Source organism: Haloprofundus salilacus (assembly GCF_020150815.1).
In the GTDB taxonomy this organism is placed as follows: domain Archaea; phylum Halobacteriota; class Halobacteria; order Halobacteriales; family Haloferacaceae; genus Haloprofundus; species Haloprofundus salilacus.
Map to the genome: position 1 here is coordinate 948,956 of NZ_CP083723.1, position 19,054 is coordinate 968,009.

Here is a 19,054-nt window from a genome sequence, read left to right on the forward strand (position 1 = left end):
TTTTTGCCGCCACGGGAATCGAACGGTATGGACCCAAAGCGGGAGCTTTCGAGCATCGACCTTGCCGCGCTCGTGACGGAGCTTCGCCGGTACGAGGGCGCGAAGGTCGACAAGGCCTATCTGTACGGCGACGACCTCCTGCGCCTCAAGATGCGGGATTTCGACCGCGGACGCGTCGAACTCCTCGTGGAAGTGGGCGACGTCAAGCGCGCGCACGTCGCCGACGCCGAGCACGTTCCGGACGCACCCGGTCGACCGCCGAACTTCGCGAAGATGCTCCGAAACCGACTGTCGGGCGCGGACTTCGCGGGCGTCGAACAGTTCGAGTTCGACCGGATTCTCGTCTTCAAATTCGAGCGACCCGACGCCGACACGGAGATCGTCGCCGAACTGTTCGGGCAAGGAAACATCGCCGTTTTGGACGAGAATCGGGAGGTGGTGAGCAGCCTCTCGACCGTTCGCCTGAAGTCGCGGACCGTCGCGCCGGGTAGTCAGTACGAGTTCCCGAGTTCGCGGCTGAATCCGCTTGACGTGCGCTACGAGGCGTTTGCGCACAAGATGGACGACTCCGACACCGACGTCGTACGAACGCTCGCGACTCAACTGAATCTGGGCGGACTCTACGCCGAAGAAGTGTGCAGTCGCGCGGGCGTCGAGAAGACGCTCGACATCGCCGACGCAGGCGACGAGCAGTACGAGAGACTGTACGACGCGCTCGGACGGATTCGCGAACAGCTCTCGCGCGGCGAGTTCGACCCCCGCGTCTACCTCGAAGACGACGCCGTCGTCGACGTGACGCCGTTCCCGCTCGAAGAACACGAACGAGAGGGTCTCGACGCCGAGGCGTACGACTCGTTCAACGGCGCGCTCGACGAGTACTTCCACCGCCTCGACCGGAGCGGCGACGACGGCGGCGCCGAGGCTGCCGCCGACTCCGGCGGCCCGAACTTCGAGGAGGAGATAGCGAAGAAGAAGCGCATCATCGAGCAGCAGGAAGGCGCTATCAGCGGGTTCGACGAGCAAGCCCGAGAGGAGCGAGAGCGCGCCGAACAGGTGTACGCGCGCTACGATCTCGTGAACGAGATTCTGACGACGATCCGGGGCGCGCGCGAGCAGGGCGTTCCGTGGGACGAGATCGGCCAGAAGTTCGAGGAGGGAAGAGAGCAGGGAATCGAGGCGGCCGAGGCCGTCCGCGGCGTCGACGGTGCGAACGGAACCGTCTCCGTGGCGCTCGACGACACGACGGTCACCCTCGACGTGTCGATAGGCGTAGAGAAGAACGCCGACCGACTGTACAAAGAAGCCAAGCGCATCGAGGAGAAGAAGGAGGGCGCACTCGAAGCCATCGAAAACACCCGCGAACAGCTCGAAGCGCTCGAAAAACGCCGCGAGGAGTGGGAGGCCGACGACGAGGAAGCGGTCGAGGAAGACGACGACGAGGAGCACGAGGAGATAGACTGGCTCTCGCGGCAGTCGGTGCCGATTCGGCAACAGGAGCACTGGTTCGAGCGGTTCCGCTGGTTCCGGACCAGCGACGACTTCCTCGTCATCGGCGGCCGCAACGCCGACCAGAACGAGGAACTGGTGAAAAAGTACCTCGGGAAAGGCGACCTGTTCTTCCACACGCAGGCCCGCGGCGGTCCGGTGACGATTCTGAAAGCGACCGGACCGAGCGAACCCGCCCGCGACGTAGAGATTCCGGAGCAGAGCAGACAGGAGGCGGCGCAGTTTGCCGTCTCCTACGCCTCCGTCTGGAAGGAGGGGCGCTTCGCTGGGGACGCGTACATGGTGAGCCACGACCAGGTGTCGAAAACGCCCGAGAGCGGCGAGTACGTCGAGAAAGGGTCGTTCGTGATTCGCGGCAACCGGACGTACTTCCGCGACGTGAAAGCCGAAGTCGCCGTCGGCATCGCCTGCGAACCGGAGACGCGCGTCGTCGGCGGACCGCCGTCGGCGGTCGAACCGCAGGCCGAGACGTCGATTCGACTTCAGCCAGGTCGCTACGCCCAGAACGACATGGCGCAGATGTGCTACCGCGAACTCCGCAAGCGGTTCGCCGACCAGTCGTTCGTGAGAAAGGTGGCGAGCGCCGACAAGATACAGGAGTTCCTGCCGCCGGGCGGGAGCGAGATAGTCGATTAATCGGGCGTCTGAACCGCTGCATCGCCTGAACATCCCGTTTTCACGAAGAAAAGGATATATCCACAGACGTAGTATCTGCGTAGCGAGAACTACACGGGGAGCGTCGCGTTCGCCACGAACGTTTGAGCGACTCGCGGGAGTTCTCGGAGAACATCATGCTTACCGAATCACTCTCGTACGTGCGAAACAGCGACGACTGGGTCAAGAACGTCCTCATCGGGGGAATCCTCAGCCTGCTCGGCTTCCTCATCGTCCCGACGTTCCTCGTCATCGGCTACCTGCTCCGCGTCGTCCGCGGGTCGATGCGCGGCGACGAACGACCGCCCGCGTTCGACGACTGGGGCGAGATGGCCGTCGACGGCCTGAAAGGCTTCGCCATCGGACTCGCCTACGGTCTCGTTCCGCTTACCTTGGCTGTCGTCTTCGCGGTGCTGACCGGCCTCGCGAGCGGCGGCGGCGACATCGGCGTCGTCGGTGGCCTATTCGGCCTCGTCGGCGCGCTGCTTGTCTTCGTGACGGGTCTCGCCGTCGTCTACGCGTTGCCCGCCGGCTTGGCGAACTACGCCGAGACCGACCGGATGGGCGCCGCGTTCAACACCGGAATGCTCCGCTCGACGCTGACCTCGGGTACCTACGCGACCGCGTGGCTGACGGCGTTCGCCGTCTTCCTCGTGGCCGGTGTCGTCGCGGGCGCGCTGAACGTCGTCCCGCTGCTCGGCACCGTCGTCGGCGTATTCGTCACGTTCTATGCCGCCGTCGCCGGCTACCACATTATCGGCCGCGCGTGGGGCGAGCTGCACCCCGTCGCGATGCGCGACGACGAGATGCCCGCCGAACGCGCCGCCATCTGACGGCCGGCGTCGGTCGAATCGTCTTTTGAAGATATCGAATTTTGGAGGTACGGTTATGTGTCGACAGTCCGACTGTGTGAGTAGATGTTTCGCGACGCGCTGAACGCTCCGGCCCGCACCGCCGACGCCGTTCAGACGCTGTTTCTGGGCGGTTTTCTGTCGCTTCTCGCGCTGCTGGTACCGATTGGGTGGCTGGCGACGGTGGGGACCGTTCCGTTCTTCGTTCTCGCGTTGCCGTTCGTGTTGCTCCCGCCGCTGTTGCTGCGTGGGTACTACGTCCGAGTGATGCAGGCGGGACTCCGCGGCGAGGAGGCCGCGCCGTCGTTCGTACGGTGGAATCGACTGGTGGCCGACGGTCTCCGGTCGTACGCCGTCGCGTTCGTCTATCTGCTCCCGGTCGTCACGCTGTGGGTACTCGTCGCCGTGGTCGCAATAGCGGTCGAACTGCGCACTCTCGGCGGACCGACCAGTTCGGTGTTCGTCACGCTCTCGACGGCGCTAGCGGCGGTCGTCAGCGGTCTCTATCTGCCGGTTTTCGCGTACCTCGTCCCCGCCGCGCTCGTGACGTACGCCGCGACGGGACGCCTCGCCGCGGCGTTCTCCCCGCGGACCGTCGGCCGCGTTCTCGTCGACGGCGAGTACGCGAAAGGCTGGGCGGTGGCGAGCCTCCTCCTGTTCGGCGCGCTGACGGTCGCCGTTCCGCTGTCGCTGTTTCTCGTCGGCGTGTTCGTCCTCTTCTACCTCCAGACCGTCGTCCACTCGCTGTACGGCCGGACAGCACGGAAGGCGCTCGCTGTCGAACTCGGCGACGACGATCGGGCGCGCGCCGAACGCGGACAGCGCCGACCGGAGGTCGAAGCGGCGGTTCAGGTGGGACGGAGCGTCGGCCTCGCCGAAGGCCGCGGCGAGGCGGTGTCGCCGACGGACGGCGATTTCTCGTCCGGCAGCGAGTGCGGCGACGACCGGGTCGGCGGGACGAGGCGCGACGACGACCGACCCCGCGACGACCGACCCCGTGACGGAACCCGCGGCCGCACTTTCGAAGGTGGTGACCGGTGACCCGTAGCGTGTCCACTACGGACGCGTAACGACACGATGAAACGACTCGCCCCGAAACGACGAGCGCATGCTACGGGAGTCGCTTCGCTACCCGCTCCGCGGTGACGACGCGACGGAGACGCTGCTGATCGGCGGCGGTCTCCACGTCGTCACCGTCTTCGTCCCGTTCGTTCCACTGATTTTGGTTCTCGGCTACCTTGTCCGCGTGCTCGACGAGGGGAGCGACGGTCCGACGGCGCTCAGAGACGGGACACCTCCGGGGTTCGGCGATCTACGCGGCCTCGTCGTCGATGGGCTGAAAGCGACGCTGGTGGTCGGTCTCTACGTGGTCGGTCCGATCGTCGTACTCCTAGTGACGCTCGGTGGTGCGAGCGAGCTCTCGCCCGAGGCGCTGGCCGGAACGGCGAGCGTCGCCGTCCTCATTGGGTCGACGGCGGCACTGCTCGCGGCGCTCGGCGTCGCGTATCTCCTCCCGGCGGCGCTCGTCGGCTACGCGCGCTCGCGTCGCCTTCGAGCGGCGTTCGACCGAGCGACGCTTCGGACGACGGCGACGGATGCGCGGTACTTCGTCGCCGTCGTCACCGCCGCCGGCGTCCTGAGCGCCGCCGCCGTGGTGTCGGTACTGGGCGCACCCCGGTCGCTACCGCGCTTCGTTGGTTTCTTCGTGCTGTTCTACACGGAAGTCGCGGCGGCGGCGCTCGTCGGCCGCGTCTACGGCGAGAGCGTCCCGGCGGAGCGGACGGAGTCGGCAAGTTCGGAATGACGCGTCACTGAAGCGGCGGTGTGGCGAACAGGCAGTCTTCGTCTCGGTCTGCGGGCGGCGACCACGCGACGGCCTCGACCACGCTCCGACGGTCTGTCGGAGCGACCCGCAGTGAGCTCTCAGCTCACGGACGGGAGTGGTTCCCTCATCCGGGATAAGGGTTCGTCGCCGTCGCGGGGTGACGGTCCCGAGTTGACGGCCGCGAATCGACGGTCGCGGATCGTCTCGGATGGTCGTCAAGGAGTTCACCGCCGCGGCTGCGCTGATGCAAAGCCACCTTAACCCCCGAGGGCGAGTTTCGAACATGCGAATCGCAGGCCGTGGTCGCGGCGAAGAGGGGCGCGAGCGCATCACGCTCGTCCCCGAGAACGTCGACGACCTCTGGCATCTCTCGTACGTACTCGAACCCGGCGACCACGTCTCGGGCGATACGACCCGGCGCATCCAGCGCGCCGACGACCAGATGCGCGACACCGGCGGCGAGCGTGAACACCTCCACGTCACCATCGAAGTCGACGACGTGGAGTTCGCCCGTTTCGCCAATCGGCTTCGCGTCGGCGGCGTCATCGTCGGCTGTTCCCGCGAGGACCAACTCGGCCACCACCACACGCTCAACGTCGAGGAACGCGGCGAGATAACCATCGAGAAGCACTTCAAGCCGGACCAGATCGACCGCATCGAGGAGGCCGAACGCGCCACCGAGAACCCCGATGTCGTCATCGCCACCGTCGAGGAGGGCGAGGCCTACATCCACACCGTCGCCCAGTACGGCACCGAGGAGTACGCATCGTTCACCGCACCGACCGGGAAGGGCGAGTACGCGCGTCCGCGAAGCGAACTGTTCGACGAACTCGGGTCGGCGCTGTCGCACGCCGACGCCGACACGGTGATTCTGGCCGGGCCGGGCTTTACGAAGCAGGACGCCCGCGACTACATCGCCGACAACTACCCCGAGGTAGCCGAGAAACTGACCACCGTCGACACCGCGAGCGTCGGCGACCGGGGCGTCCACGAGGTGCTGAAGCGCGGGGCAGTCGACGACGTCCAGAAGGAGACCCGCATCGCCCGCGAGGCCGAGCGCATCGACGATCTGATGGAACGCATCGCCGAGGGCGCGAAAGCCGCCTACGGCGTCGATGAGGTGGCGCAAGCCGCCGAGTTCGGCGCGATAGAGGAACTGCTGATTCTGGACTCCCGGCTGCGGGACGAAAGACAGGGCCGCGGCGACTGGATGCGGGACGTAAACGAGATAATCGAAACCGTCGAGCAGAAAGGCGGCGAGGTGACCGTCTTCTCCGTGGAGTTCCAGCCTGGTCAGCAACTGAAGAATCTCGGTGGCATCGCGGCGCTACTGCGCTACCGACTCAAGTAGCACCGGCCGTCAGGGGTATCTGGCCGTCGCAAAGTGGCCCGGCCGTCAGAGGTAAAACGAGAAAACGGCCGGTCACATACGGAAGAGACCGTCACGTCGCGGGGATGACGCTTTTGCGTCTCGAACCCTACAGGTTCCCGTGGCCCGCCGTGGACGGGACGGAGAGCCGTTTTCGAACCGGTTCGAGCGGTGGCTCGACTTCATCTTCTTCGCGGCGATGGAGGTGTCGTTTCTCGTACTGCCGGTGCTTGTACTGCTACTCGGCGTTCGTCCCGCCGGACCGGCGTCGGCGGCGGCGATGACGTCGCTTTCGACCACCGTCGTCGCCGTCGGAAGTTTCAGGGGACGGTACCTCGACGTCGGCGCGTGGCCGCGCGTCGGACAGTTTCGGACGATGCCGATTCGGTCAGCGTACTACGGCAGCGTCGTCGGTGTCGGGACGTATCTCGGAACCGCCGTCTACCTGCGAACCGGCGTCGGATGGACCGTCGTTGTCGTCCCCGCCGCCCTCTCGCTTCTCGCGCTGGCGGCGTTGCCTCGGTTCCTCGACACCCTGTTTCGCGTCGCCCGCGCGAGTTTCTGACGGCGGTTCGAGGGCGAACCGTCGTCCCCCTCACGTTTCGGTGAGCGCCCTGTTACACGCCGGTCGTGTTCCGTCACACGCCGGTTGGTGTTCGGTCACTCGCCGGTGAGCGCTTCGCTGGCGGGCGCCAGGTCGAGCGTCGTGCCGAGACCCTCCTCGCGCGCCTTCTCGTACAACATGTGCGCCGCCGCGACCGTCTCGATACCGGTACCGCCGCTGTCGAACAGCGTAATCTCCTCGTCGTCTTCGCGGCCCGGCACCTCGCCCGCGACCACCTCGCCGAGTTCGGCGTAGACGTGGTCCTCGGTGACGACGCCCTCCTCGACCGCGTGGAGGAACGACCCGGCGTCCTGCGTCGCGCGCGCCCGGAGGTCCAGGACGTACTTCGAGCGCTCGACAGTCGTCGCGTCGACCTCCCGCTTGTTAGGGCTGTACTGACCCATCGCGGTGACGTGAGTTCCCGGTTCGAGCAAATCACCGTCGAAGACGGGTTCGGACGCGTTCGTCGCCGTGACGACGACGTCCGCGCCTTCGACAGCGGCAGCGCTGGAGGCGACGGCGGCGACACTGGCGTCGAGCAGTCGGTCCATCTCCCCGGCGAACGACTCGCGGTTCTCCTTCGTCGGCGAGTAGACCCAGACGGTGTCAAGGTCACGGACGGCGGCCACTGCGCGCAATTGCCCGCGCGCCTGCGCGCCGCTGCCGATGATCGCCACCGATTCGGCGTCCTCGCGGGCGAGCGCGTCGACGGCGACGCCGCCGGCCGCCCCCGTCTTGAATGGGTTCATGCTCGCACCGTCGAGCAGCGCGAGCGGTTCGCCCGACTCGGCGTCGAAAAGCGGCGTCATGAACCAGGCATCGCTCTCGCCGAATCCGGCGGTGTACATGTAGCCGCCCATCGCTCCTGTCTCGGGGAGGACGGCGGCGTAGGTGGTGAGCATCCCTCGCGGGTCGTCGTTGACGAGTTTCGTCCGCGGTTCGGCGGGCGCGCCGTCGCCGCGTTGTCGATAGCCTTCGCGAACCGCGTCGACGTACTCGGCGGGCGTCGCGAGTCCCGCAACGTCGTCGCTCGTGAGAAACAGCGCGTCTGTCATACCCGTCGAAACGGACGCGACGCCTAAAACCGTGCGGGCGTCGGCCAAGTGAAACAGAAGGTCGAAGGCGAGAAACGAACCGAAACCCCCGAAAAGATGAGAAGCGGGAGAGACGGGAGAGGGAGAAAGAGAACTCAGTCGGCGTTGACTGGCTGGGTGTTGGTGCTCTGAGAGGTCGAGACCGGTTGGGTATCGACGGGACCGTTGACGAACAGCGCGTGACCCATGATTCCCACTGAGCCCATCGCTGCGATGGGGACGGCGGTGGTGAGACCGACGCCCGCGATGGTGAGTATTGCAGTAACACCGAACAACACGAGTGGAATGAGGCCGAGCACGTAGTCGTAGTATCCCGTCATAATGTATTACAAAGTATGCATGGGGGATATATAATTCTTTCCTGTGACTAAGTTACAACCACTGTAGAATCAGCGGGTGGGATTTCTATAAGTTATTCAAATACATGGTCGCTTCGCCTCGGAGACGACCGGAAGCGCCGCTCTCGCGAAAACCAGGTTTCAGGGCATCACACGCCCGGAATCGAGGGGCATCGACGTTTCCTAGCGTGTGTATCGATGTCACTGATAGGTCGCATCAGCCGTGTGACGACTACGCTATTCTCTCCCTCCTCGCCGTTTCGGACCGATTTTTCGTCCGGCTTGCCCCCATCGGAGAGTTAAACCCTTCCGTCGTTAGAATCACCACCGTGAACCGTAACGACCGTTCGATTGTGGCACTCGTGATGCTCGCCCACGGGATGGTCCATACCTACGAATTGTCCGTTCCGATATTCGTCACTATCTGGTTGCTCGAGTTCAATGTCATCGACCTCGGCATCGCACAGTTCCCGGTGAATCCGGCGACGCTCGGTCTCGTAGTCACCGCCGGATACGGGCTGTTCGGCCTCGGCGCGCTACCTGGCGGCGTGCTCGTCGACCGGCTCGGCTCGCGGCGTCTCATCACGCTCTGTCTGCTCGGCATGTCGGCGTCCTTCTTCGTTCTCGGTGTCGCGCCGGGCGTTCTCGCCATCGCCTTCGCGCTGTTGATGTGGGGGGCGGCGGCGAGCGTCTACCACCCGGCTGGACTAGCGCTCATCAGTAAAGGCGTCGAAGAGCGCGGAACCGGCTTCGCCTACCACGGCATCGCCGGAAACATTGGTATCGGCCTCGGTCCGCTCGTCGCCGCCATCATGCTGCTGTTCGTCGACTGGCGCGTCGTCGCGATCGTTCTCGCCGTTCCGGCGCTGCTGGCGGCGCTATTCGCCTACCGCGCCGAGTTCGACGAGACCGCTGCCGTCACCGCTTCGGCAGCGGAGACCGATGGCGGCGACTCGAAGGCGGACGCCAGCGTTGAATCGTGGTCCGAGTTCGTCGGCGAGTCGAAGCGGCTGTTCGCCGGAAGCTTCGTCTTCGTGTTCGTTGTCGTGATGTGCTCGGGGCTGTACTACCGCGGGGTCCTCACGTTCCTCCCGCAGTTACTCGCCGGATTACCGGGTGTAGACCCGGTCTCGCTCTCGGCGTTCATCCCCGGCGACCTCCTCGCGTCGATAGGGCTGGAAGCGTCCGGCGACAGCCAGCTCAACCCCGAGCGCTACATCTACTCCGGCCTGCTCATCATCGGCGTTCTCGGCCAGTACGCGGGCGGGAAACTGACCGACAGCGTCGCTCCCGAGAAAGGCATCGCGGGCGCGTTCGGCGCACTCGCCGTGCTCGCGCTCGTCTTCCTCCCAGTGGCTAACCTCGGCATCGGACCGCTGCTCGTCGTCGCCGCGATTCTCGGCTTCGCACTGTTCGTCGTCCAACCGTTGTACCAGGCGACTGTCGCGGAGTATACGCCCGCAGGGACACGCGGCCTCTCGTACGGCTACACCTACCTCGGCGTCTTCGGCGTCGGCGCGCTCGGCGGCGCAATCGCGGGCGGGATTCTCGAATACGCCTCGCCCGGCGTGCTGTTCGTCACGCTCGCCGGATTCGCCGCCGTCGCGTCGCTGGTCGGCGTCTACCTCTCTCGAAATGCGTCGACGGTCTGAGCGTCCGAGTCGACCGTCGGAAGGAAAGTTCGGTTTTTCAGCGGAGTTTGAACGCGAGCCACCGCCAGACACCGAGCGCGAAGCCGACGGTGACCAGCGTGACGACGATGAACACGGGGTCCGCGCCGCCTTCGAAAAAGGGCGAGGCGCGGATGCCGAGTCCGACGATGTCCGCGGGCACCCACGATCGGACGGCGAGCGGAATCGACGCCTTCGCCGACTCGCCCGCCCCGGCGGAGTACGCGCCGACCAGCGGCGCGCAGACGAGCCAGCCGACGAAGAACGGCACGAGCGTCAGCAACCAGCCCGTGGTGTCGCTTGTGAGGTACGAGACGCCGCCGTTGTGCATCATGACGCCGAGCGTCAGCACGAGGCCGATGACGAGCACGTCGCCGACGGCTAACGGGAGCGTCCCCCGGTCGATTCGTTGGTCCCAGAACGATTCCGATTGGGTGGCCATATCGGGTGATTCGTACGGGGCCTAATGATTGTCAGGTTTGCGTTTTCGCGCGTGAGACGGTAGCACGCGGATTCGTCCCGGACGGGAGCACGTAGACTCGTCCCGAACGGGAGTACGTAGACTCGCCAGAGGCGGCAGCACTCGGTCTCCTCGCGGACGGCCGTCGGCGGACCGCACGGCCTTTGCCACGGCGTACGAATCGAATAGTATGGAGTTCCTCGTGCTCGGATGGCCGGAGGGGGGCGGCGGTCCGACGCTCCGCCTCGACTACCGGGAGTTCAGCTACGCCGGGAAGTTCGTCATGTCGAACACGGGGAAGGCAGTCGTCCGCGTCGAGGACGAAGAACCGGCGGACGAAGCGCAAGGAGAAGCCGACGAGTTCGACCGCGACGTGCTCGCCGCCGTCGCGTTCAACGAGGACCGAACCGACGCCTCTACTCTCTGGATTCGCTACGTCACCGTCCACGAAGACCGCCGCGGCGACGGAGTCGGACCGAAACTGGCCGCGTTTCTCGCGGTGCGCGCGCGGGAACGCGGGTACGACCGTCTTCGAATCGCGGTCAACAACCCGTTCGCCTACGAAGCGCTCTACAAAGCGGGGTTCGCGTACACCGGCCGGCAGACCGGGTTGGCGGAGTTGGTGTTGGAGCGGCAGTTGGGCGACGAGGACGACGGAAGCGACAGGAGACGAGAGTGCCGGGACCGCGAGACGTACCAGTCCGGGTTGGACGTGTACCGCGAACGCGGCCTCGGCGAGGCGGAGCGGGCGTTTCTCGAATCGAGAGCCGACGCTGAACCGCCCCGGCGGATTCCCGCGCCGGAAAGTGCGGACGTTTAACTCCGAGACGGTCTAACGTGGGCCGATGGGAAACGCAGCGTTGCGCCAGTTGGCGGCGCTCTCCGAGGTGTCGTTCAACGATTTGAACGGGAGAATCGTCGCCGTCGACGCCCACAACTGGCTCTACCGGTATCTGACGACGACGGTGAAGTGGACTCGCGACGAGGTGTACACGACCAGCGAGGGCGAGGAAGTCGCCAACCTCGTGGGTATCGTGCAGGGTCTCCCGAAGTTCTTCGAGAACGACCTCGTCCCGGTGTTCGTCTTCGATGGCGGCGTGACGGAGTTGAAAGACGACGAGGTTGAGTCGCGCCGCGAGCAGCGCAGGCAGGCCGAGGAACTGCTCGAAGACGCCCGCGAGCGCGGCGACTACATCGAGGCCGCGCGACTCGAAGCCCGCACACAGCGACTGACGAGCGTCATCCAAGAGACCAGCCGCGAGTTGCTCGACCTGCTCGACGTGCCCTACGTCGAAGCGCCAGCCGAAGGCGAGGCGCAGGCGTCGTACATGGCGCGCCGCGGCGACGCCGACTACGTCGGCAGCGAAGACTACGACACGTTGCTGTTCGGCGCGCCGCTGACGCTCCGACAACTGACGAGTTCCGGGAATCCCGAACTGATGGACCTCGACGCGACGCTCGCCGAACACGACCTCACCTACGAGCAACTCGTCGACGTCGGCATCCTCTGCGGGACCGACTTCAACCCCGGCGTCGACGGCATCGGCCCGAAGACGGCGCTGAAACTCGTCAAGGAGCACGGCGACCTCTTCGCCGCGCTGGAGGCCCGCGGCGAGCACGTCGAGTTCGCCGACCGCATCCGCGACCTCTTCTTGGACCCGCCGGTCACCGACGAGTACGAGTTCGACACCGACGTCGACCCCGACGTCTCGGCGGCGCGTACCTACGTCACCGAGGAGTGGGAGGTCGACGCCGACGAGGTCGGACGCGGGTTCGAGCGCATCGACGACGCACTCAGTCAGACAGGACTGGACCGCTGGACCTGATTATCTGAGTTCGACGCAGACGAGTTCTTCCGGCGTCTCGCCCCGACGACGGTACCTCGGTTCGCCGGAGCGATCACCGCCGGTTTCGCCGTCACCGTCGCTACGGCCAATTTCGACGCTTCCGTCGTCACGGCAGTCGTCGCCGCGTTCGACCTCGAAGACGCGGAGCGAAATCACGAGTCGACTGGGGTCGAGCGTCGCCCGGAGCACCGGACCCGTCGCCGTGACGACGACGTACGGCGGGGCGGCGACCGGGGGCGCCGCGAGTTCGAATCCCGCGGCGTCGACGCAGCGGGCGAGCAGGCCCGGCAACTGGTCAGTGATGCCTGCGCGGGCGAGGACTGCCTTGAGCGGAGGGACGACCTTCGCGCGTTCGGTCGTCGACTCCCCGGCCCACCCTGAGGCGACGGCGTCCGCACAGTCAGCGATTCCGTCGAGGAGCGCGGACTCCTCGGCGAGCAGGTGCGTTCGAACGCGGTCGGCGACAGAAGACACGGGCGTTCGTCACTCCGCGCGTACAAACGGGTGTCGGAGCTCGTCGGCGTCGCCGCTCTGCTGTTCGTCGGATTCCCGAGCACCGCGACCTGGGCAGTCGACCTGCTGTTCGACGGGACCCGTCTCGTCTCGGGTCTCTCGATGGTGATGGTCGCGATGGACGGCCGAAACCACGCCCGCGAGGAGGCCGACTCCTTGACGGTCGGAAGCGCCTGAGATGTGCGACGCTTCGGAACCGACGCTCGACTCCCGAACCCGTCAACGGAACATCCACTTTATTTTTGGGCGTTGCGCGCGCCGCATCGGACATGGACCTCAACGAGATAGAGCAACTCATCGAAGCCGGCATCGACGACGCCGACGCGACAGTGTCGCGACCCCGAAGTCCCGACGAGAACCACGAGGACGCACACTTCGCGGCGGTAGTCGTCTCGCCGGCGTTCGAAGGAAAGTCGCTCGTCCAACAGCATCAGATGGTGTACGACGCGCTCGGCGAGCACATGACGACGGACATCCACGCGATGGAGATAAAGACGTACACGCCCGAGGAGTACGAACCGTAGTTTCCGGTCCCGATACGCCAACCCCACACTTTTCGGTTGCAGGCGCGTTCTGATGCGTACGATGACGGGACACTCTACCGCCCGCGACGCGTCGTGGGTATCCAAGCAGATCCGCGACGTTCTGCAGTTTTACTACCCGGCGTGCATCGACGACGAGTACGGCGGTTTCGTCGCGCAGTTGGACGAGCGGGACGGCCACGTCTACGACGCCGACTCGAAGCATCTCGTCGCCACTGCTCGGTTCGTCGTGAACTTCAGTCGCGGAGCGCGTCTCAACGTCTCCGACTGGTGCGAACCCGCGGCGGAGCGCGGCGTCTCCTTTCTCGTAGACCACCATCGAGACGCCGAGACGGGCGGCTATCGGTGGCTTCTCTCTGGCACCGACCCCGTCGACGAGCGACGCTCCTGCTACGGTCACGCGTTCGTGTTGCTCGCGTACGCGGATGCCGCCGAAATCGGCGTCAGCGGCGCCGAGGCGCGCATCGCCGAGACGTTCGAGCTCATCGACGACCGGTTCTGGGAGGAGGCGCACGGACTCTGCCGGAGCGAACTCGACGCCGACTGGAACCCCGTCGAGTCCTACCGCGGACAGAACGCGAACATGCACATGTGCGAGGCGATGCTCGGCGCGTACGAAGCGACCGGCGAACAGCGGTATCTCTACCGAGCGCTCGCCATCGCGCAGCGAATGACCGTCGACCTCGCCGAGGAGACGGGCGGTCGTATCTGGGAGCACTACACCGAGTCGTGGGAGCACGACTTTGACTACAACCGCGACAAACCCGACGACCAGTTCCGGCCGTGGGGGTATCAACCGGGTCACCACGCGGAGTGGGCGAAGCTGACCGCGATGCTCTCGCGACACAGCGACGAACCGTGGCTCCGGCGCCGAGGAATCGAACTGTTCGACGCCGCGCTCGACGGCTGGGACGACGAGTACGGCGGTTTCTACTACACGCTGGACCGTGACGGCGAACCGGTCGTCGACGACAAGTACGGCTGGCCGGTCGCCGAGGCCATCGGCGCGGCGACGGCGCTGTCGGACGTGGTCGACGAAAGCGACGAGGAGCGCTATCTGGAGTGGTACGACCGGCTCTGGGCGTACGCGGAAGCGAACCTCGTCGCGCCCGGCGGTAACTGGTACGCGAAACTCACCCGAGAGAACGAGTACGTCGACGCGAACGAGGGACCGGCGGTCGAACCGGGTTACCACCCGATCGGGGCGTGCTGGGAGGCGCTGCGGAGTTTCGACTGACGCTCCTTACAGCCGCGGTTCGGCGTCTTCGAGTTCGTCCAGCGAGCGGTTCTTGAGCGCCTCGCCGCTCTCTGCGTCGAAGAGGTGAATCGCCGACTCGGGAATGTGCGCGACAACCGGTTGGCCGCCCTCGACGGAGCGCATCCCACCGATGGTCGCAACGAACGTCGTCTCGCTGTCGGCGGTGAAGCTCAGGTAGACGTTGTTCTCGTTGCCCATCGGTTCGACGACGTCGACGACCGTCTCGTAGTCGTGGTCGCCGGTGGCGTCGGAGACGAGCTCGATGTCCTCGGGACGGATGCCGAGGACGACGCGTGTCGAGCCGCCGAGGTGTCCGCGGGTCTGCTGCGAGATGGGGTAGGCGAACTCGTCGCCGACGAGTCTGTCGCCCTGCAGTTCCATCTCGAAGAAGTTCATCGACGGGTCGCCGATGAAGCCCGCGACGAACTGGTTGGCTGGTTGGTGGTACGCCTCCAGCGGCGTCGCCACCTGCTGGAGCTTGCCGTCGTCGAGGATGGCGATGCGGTCGCCCATCGTCATCGCCTCGGTTTGGTCGTGCGTGACGTACATCGTCGTCACGCCGAGATCCTCCTGGAGTCGCTGCAGTTCCGTCCGCATCCCCGACCGGAGTTTGGCGTCGAGGTTCGACAGCGGCTCGTCCATCAGGAACACTTTCGGGTCGCGGACGATTGCGCGGCCGAGCGCGACGCGCTGGCGTTGACCGCCGGAGAGTTCTTTGGGCTTTCGGTCGAGCAGTTCGCCGATGTCGAGCATCTCCGCCGTTTCGGTCACTTTCCGCGAGATCTCGTCGTCGGAGAGCTCCGTCGACTCTTCGAGACCGAACGCCATGTTCTCGCGGACCGTCATGTGCGGGTATAGCGCGTAGGACTGAAACACCATCGCGATGTCTCGGTCGCGCGGCGAACTGTCGTTGATGACGCGGTCGCCGAGGCGAATCTCGCCGCTCGTGATGGTCTCAAGTCCGGCAACCATCCGCAGCGTGGTCGACTTTCCGCAGCCCGAGGGGCCGACGAGTACGAGGAACTCGCCGTCGGCGAGGTCGATGTTCACGTCGTCGACGGCGACGATGTCGCTTCCGTTGTCGTCGAACACTTTCGTAACGTGGTCGAGTGTGAGTTGTGCCATGTTAGGTTTCTCCCGCGACGCCTTCCGCGAACTGTTCGCCGAACAGCACGTAGACGACGAGCGTGGGAAGCGCCGCGACGAACGCGCCCGCCATCTGTAAGTTGTACTGTTGGACCATTGAGCCTTGCAACTGGTTCAGAGAAAGGGTGACGACCTGATTGCCCGGGTTGGTGACGAGCACTAGCGCGAACAGCAGGTCGTTCCAGATCTGGGTGAACTGGTAGATGAGCGTCACCGCGAAGATGGGCACCGACAGCGGCAGGATGATCTTCCAGTAGACGCGCGCTACCGTCGCGCCGTCGAGTCGGGCCGCCTCCAGCATCGCCGGATCGATGGTCGCGTAGTACGACCGAAAGAGAATCGTGCAGATAGGGATGCCGTAGGCGGTGTGGGTGACGATGAGTTCGATGAGTCCCGAGCGCTGCGCGAGCGCCGGAACGCCGGCCAATAGGTCCGGCAGGCCGACCATCGTCCAGAACTGCGTCAGCGGCACCAGCACCGACTGGTACGGGACGAAGATGCCGGCGACGAACAGCATGATGACCGCGACCTGCCCGCGCCAGTTCACGTTCGTCAGCCCGTAAGCCGCGAGCGAGCCGAGGACGGCGGAGAGCGCGGTCGCCGGAATCGCCAACAGCAGGCTGTTGAACACGCCCAACTGGAGGCGACTCCACGCCTCGAACCAGGGGTCGATGGTGAACCCCGACGGCGGCGGCGGGACGAACGGCGTCGATCCGAAGAACGCTTCTTGAGTCTTGAACGCTGTCATCAGGCCGCTTTCGAGCGGCGAGAGGTAGAACGCAGCCATCACGAGGAGGACCGCGTACAGCGCGACGCGTTGGAAGTCGAATCCGCTCGCCGATTCGTTCGCTGTCTGTGAACTCATAGCTCACCTCGGCTGTACTGCAGGTAGAGGTACGGGCCGATGACGCCGAGCGCCATCACGAAGAGGACGGTGGCGATAGCCGACCCGTACGCCCAGTTCGTCGAACGGAACGCCTCGCGGAACATCATCACCGAGAGGATGTCCGTCGAGGGACCGGGCGTCGGCCCGAAGAGGACGAACAGGAAGTCGAACGCTTTCAACGCGAACACCATCAGCACGACCGCCGCGCTCGTTGTCGACGCGCGCAGTTGCGGGATGATGACGCGGCGATACATGCGGAACGTGCTCGCGCCGTCGATCCGGGCCGCCTCGTACTGGTCGGTCGGAATCGCGCGCAACCCCGCGAGGTAGACAACCATGCAGTACCCGGAGAACTGCCACATCAGCGCGAAGATGACCGCCCCGAGCGAAAACTGTGGGTCCGACAGCCACGCGTTGGCGAGGAAGCCGAGACCGAGCGATCGGAGCACGACGTTTATCATCCCGATTTCGGGGTTGTACATCCACGACCAGAAGATGGCCGTCACGACGAACGAGAGGCTCATCGGCAGCAGGTAGATGGTCCGGAACGTGTTCTCGAACCGTATCTTCTGGTCGACGAGAATCGCCATCAGGAGGCCCAAAAGCAGCGTGACGGCGGTGAAGACGATGAGCAGGACGAACGTGTTCTGCGTCGCCATCCAGAACGTCGGGTCCGACAGCATCTCCTCGTACATCGCGAAACTCAGCGACCCGTAGTCGGGTTGGCCGAGTCCGCTCCAGTCGGTCAGCGAGATGAGGACGTTCCAGCCGATGGCGCCGTAGACGAACAGCCCCATCAGGAGCGCTGGCGGAAGCCAGAACGGCATCGACCCGACGAAGTCGCTTTCGAGCACGTTTCGGAGACGCGAGTGTCCGGCGGTCCGTTCTTTCGTCACCGTGCCGCCGTCGGTGTGGAGCGAACGCTGTGAGTCGTCTGCGCGCGCGGTGGCGTCGCTGTCGCGGGGACGACCGCCGCTTCGGAACAGTCGAAGAATGAAATCGCGCATCGGTCTCTGCGATTAGAACGAGCTCGCGATGCGGTCGTACGCGCCGTTGACGTTCCAGTTCTCGTTGAACGCCGCGAACGCCTCTTCGAGGCTGCTCTTGACGTCCGGCGTGACGGCGGTCCCGTGCGCGATGGTCGGCGGCTGCGAGTCGGAGTTCTCGAAATCCTGGCGCTGCTGTTTGAGGAACGGGCCGAACGGCTCGTTCGGCACGTCGGTTCGCGGCGGAATCGACCCCTTGATGGGGTTGAAACGCTCCTGGGCGTCGACGGAGCCGCAGTAGCTCAGGAACTGTTGCGTGGTCTCCGGCGACGGGTTGTTCGTCGGCATGACGAACGAGTCGGTGACGACGGCGTAGAGGCCGCTCGTCCCGGGGAACGGGACGTGCTCCCACTGCTCGCCGTAGTTGAAGTTGTCGGCGCCTTCGTACTGGCCGGCCGCCCAGTCACCTTGGTGAATCATCGCCGCCTCGCCGTTGATGACTTTGCTGTTACCCTGGTCCCACGTGATGGAACCGGCGTCCTCGTTGAAGTGCTCGCTGTACGACTTGAGTCGAGAGAGCGCGTCTTTGACGCCCTGTTCATGATTAGAGACGTTGCCTTTCGTGAAGTCCATGTAGGCGTCGATGCCCTGTTCGGCCTGGAAGATTGCCTCCCAGAGCTGAAGCGAAGACCACGGCGACTGCGTCTGGTGGGCCATCGGCACCGCGTCGGTGCTGTCCGCGATGGTCTGCATCGCCTGGAGCAATTTCTGCGGCGTGTCGACGCTCTGCATGTCGACGCCCGCCTCCTCGACGACCGAAACGTTGTAGAACAGGTTGTTCAGTCGGTGGATGTTGATGGGGACGGCGACGTAGCTGCCGTCGAACTGCGCCGCGTTCCGAACGCCCTCGAGATAGGCGTTCTCCATATCGCTCGACCAAACACTGTCGCTGATGTCTTCAAGCATGTCGCTCTCGGTGTACGGCGTCAGCGCTTGACCGGGCCAAATCTGGAACGTGCTCGGCGGGTTCTCGTTGAGCACTCGGTTCTTGATGACCGTGTCGAGCGCACTCCCCGCGCCGCCGGGCGCGGGGTTGTTGTTCACGCTCGCGTCGGGGTACTCCTCCTGGAACCCTTCGAGGAGCGCGTTCAACGCGTCCTGTTCGCCGCCGGCGGTCCACCAGTGGACGATTTCGAGTTCTTCGCTGCTGGAACCGCTGTCTCCGCCACCGCTTTGGTTCCCGCTGCCACCGCTGCCGTTGCCGCCTTCGTTCTCGCCATCGGACCCCTGCGAACAGCCGGCCAGCGCCGTCACGCCTGCGGTACCGGCGAGACCAGTCAGTTTCAGATACGAGCGTCGGGAAACGGGCGTTTCATTGTCTGTCATGATGTATCCTCAACGATATACGCAGAGATATGTCCTCCATCGATAGTTAAGTATTGTCCCGGCTTTCTTCGGTTTCGAGTGAATTGTTATCATATATCGAAACAGACTCGGAAAACTAC

Annotated in this window: 20 protein-coding genes; 12 read left to right on the top strand and 8 right to left on the bottom strand. The window is 65.1% G+C overall.

Going from position 1 to position 19,054, the window contains the following annotated elements:
* Positions 1 to 27 precede the first annotated feature (27 nt).
* The 6 genes from rqcH (at position 28) to LAQ58_RS04940 (ending at position 6,770) form a co-directional block, all read left to right on the top strand.
* The gene (gene rqcH, locus LAQ58_RS04915) at positions 28 to 2,142 is read left to right on the top strand and encodes a ribosome rescue protein RqcH (RefSeq protein WP_224449496.1); all 2,115 of its coding nucleotides are present in this window, start codon (positions 28 to 30) and stop codon (positions 2,140 to 2,142) included.
* A 155-nt stretch (positions 2,143 to 2,297) separates the two neighbouring features.
* Positions 2,298 to 2,993, top strand: coding sequence for a DUF4013 domain-containing protein (locus LAQ58_RS04920; protein WP_224449497.1), 696 nt, complete (start codon positions 2,298 to 2,300; stop codon positions 2,991 to 2,993).
* Between the two features lie 84 nt (positions 2,994 to 3,077).
* A complete protein-coding gene (locus tag LAQ58_RS04925; protein WP_224449498.1) occupies positions 3,078 to 4,052 on the top strand; it encodes a DUF4013 domain-containing protein in 975 nt (324 codons plus the stop codon).
* A gap of 67 nt (positions 4,053 to 4,119) precedes the next feature.
* Positions 4,120 to 4,815: a DUF4013 domain-containing protein gene (locus LAQ58_RS04930; RefSeq protein ID WP_224449499.1), complete on the top strand. Its 696-nt coding sequence runs from the start codon at positions 4,120 to 4,122 to the stop codon at positions 4,813 to 4,815.
* 304 nt (positions 4,816 to 5,119) lie between these two features.
* Positions 5,120 to 6,187, top strand: coding sequence for an mRNA surveillance protein pelota (locus LAQ58_RS04935; protein WP_224449500.1), 1,068 nt, complete (start codon positions 5,120 to 5,122; stop codon positions 6,185 to 6,187).
* Positions 6,188 to 6,326: 139 nt separating this feature from the next.
* Positions 6,327 to 6,770 (top strand): DUF8215 family protein, encoded by a 444-nt coding sequence (locus tag LAQ58_RS04940; RefSeq protein ID WP_224449501.1) that lies wholly within the window; start codon positions 6,327 to 6,329, stop codon positions 6,768 to 6,770.
* A 95-nt stretch (positions 6,771 to 6,865) separates the two neighbouring features.
* On the opposite strand, the gene LAQ58_RS04945 is transcribed toward LAQ58_RS04940, so the two are convergent.
* Entirely contained in the window at positions 6,866 to 7,864 is a 999-nt protein-coding gene (locus LAQ58_RS04945; protein WP_224449502.1) for an ornithine cyclodeaminase family protein, read from the bottom strand.
* Positions 7,865 to 7,998: 134 nt separating this feature from the next.
* Entirely contained in the window at positions 7,999 to 8,223 is a 225-nt protein-coding gene (locus LAQ58_RS04950) for a DUF8015 family protein (protein WP_224449503.1), read from the bottom strand.
* 383 nt (positions 8,224 to 8,606) lie between these two features.
* On the opposite strand from LAQ58_RS04950, the gene LAQ58_RS04955 reads away from it, so the two are divergent.
* Positions 8,607 to 9,893: an MFS transporter gene (locus LAQ58_RS04955; protein WP_224450219.1), complete on the top strand. Its 1,287-nt coding sequence runs from the start codon at positions 8,607 to 8,609 to the stop codon at positions 9,891 to 9,893.
* Positions 9,894 to 9,930: 37 nt separating this feature from the next.
* Here the strand turns inward: LAQ58_RS04955 and LAQ58_RS04960 are convergent, their stop codons facing one another.
* A complete protein-coding gene (locus tag LAQ58_RS04960; protein ID WP_224449504.1) occupies positions 9,931 to 10,353 on the bottom strand; it encodes a DUF3054 domain-containing protein in 423 nt (140 codons plus the stop codon).
* A 208-nt stretch (positions 10,354 to 10,561) separates the two neighbouring features.
* Between LAQ58_RS04960 and LAQ58_RS04965 the strand changes: the two genes are divergently transcribed.
* Positions 10,562 to 11,191 (top strand): GNAT family N-acetyltransferase, encoded by a 630-nt coding sequence (locus LAQ58_RS04965; protein ID WP_224449505.1) that lies wholly within the window; start codon positions 10,562 to 10,564, stop codon positions 11,189 to 11,191.
* Positions 11,192 to 11,216: 25 nt separating this feature from the next.
* Complete coding sequence (gene fen / locus LAQ58_RS04970) at positions 11,217 to 12,197, top strand: flap endonuclease-1 (RefSeq protein WP_224449506.1); 981 nt, start codon at positions 11,217 to 11,219, stop codon at positions 12,195 to 12,197.
* Here fen and LAQ58_RS04975 read toward each other — a convergent pair whose 3' ends face one another.
* On the bottom strand, positions 12,198 to 12,692 hold the full coding sequence (locus tag LAQ58_RS04975; protein WP_224449507.1) for a DUF7988 family protein: 495 nt from the start codon (positions 12,690 to 12,692) through the stop codon (positions 12,198 to 12,200). It lies immediately after the preceding gene.
* Positions 12,693 to 12,722: 30 nt separating this feature from the next.
* Between LAQ58_RS04975 and LAQ58_RS04980 the strand changes: the two genes are divergently transcribed.
* The 3 genes from LAQ58_RS04980 (at position 12,723) to LAQ58_RS04990 (ending at position 14,510) form a co-directional block, all read left to right on the top strand.
* Positions 12,723 to 12,908: a hypothetical protein gene (locus tag LAQ58_RS04980; protein WP_224449508.1), complete on the top strand. Its 186-nt coding sequence runs from the start codon at positions 12,723 to 12,725 to the stop codon at positions 12,906 to 12,908.
* A 92-nt stretch (positions 12,909 to 13,000) separates the two neighbouring features.
* Positions 13,001 to 13,255 (top strand): BolA family protein, encoded by a 255-nt coding sequence (locus tag LAQ58_RS04985; protein WP_224449509.1) that lies wholly within the window; start codon positions 13,001 to 13,003, stop codon positions 13,253 to 13,255.
* A 61-nt stretch (positions 13,256 to 13,316) separates the two neighbouring features.
* Entirely contained in the window at positions 13,317 to 14,510 is a 1,194-nt protein-coding gene (locus LAQ58_RS04990) for an AGE family epimerase/isomerase (protein ID WP_224449510.1), read from the top strand.
* Positions 14,511 to 14,516: 6 nt separating this feature from the next.
* Here the strand turns inward: LAQ58_RS04990 and LAQ58_RS04995 are convergent, their stop codons facing one another.
* The 4 genes from LAQ58_RS04995 to LAQ58_RS05010 are packed head-to-tail and all read right to left on the bottom strand — an operon-like array spanning position 14,517 to position 18,935.
* Complete coding sequence (locus tag LAQ58_RS04995; RefSeq protein ID WP_224449511.1) at positions 14,517 to 15,656, bottom strand: ABC transporter ATP-binding protein; 1,140 nt, start codon at positions 15,654 to 15,656, stop codon at positions 14,517 to 14,519.
* Position 15,657: 1 nt separating this feature from the next.
* The gene (locus tag LAQ58_RS05000) at positions 15,658 to 16,542 is read right to left on the bottom strand and encodes a carbohydrate ABC transporter permease (protein ID WP_224449512.1); all 885 of its coding nucleotides are present in this window, start codon (positions 16,540 to 16,542) and stop codon (positions 15,658 to 15,660) included.
* Entirely contained in the window at positions 16,539 to 17,570 is a 1,032-nt protein-coding gene (locus LAQ58_RS05005; RefSeq protein WP_224449513.1) for a carbohydrate ABC transporter permease, read from the bottom strand. Before LAQ58_RS05005 ends, LAQ58_RS05000 begins: the two co-directional genes overlap by 4 nt.
* A gap of 12 nt (positions 17,571 to 17,582) precedes the next feature.
* The gene (locus LAQ58_RS05010; protein WP_224449514.1) at positions 17,583 to 18,935 is read right to left on the bottom strand and encodes an ABC transporter substrate-binding protein; all 1,353 of its coding nucleotides are present in this window, start codon (positions 18,933 to 18,935) and stop codon (positions 17,583 to 17,585) included.
* Between the last annotated feature and the right edge of the window lie 119 nt (positions 18,936 to 19,054).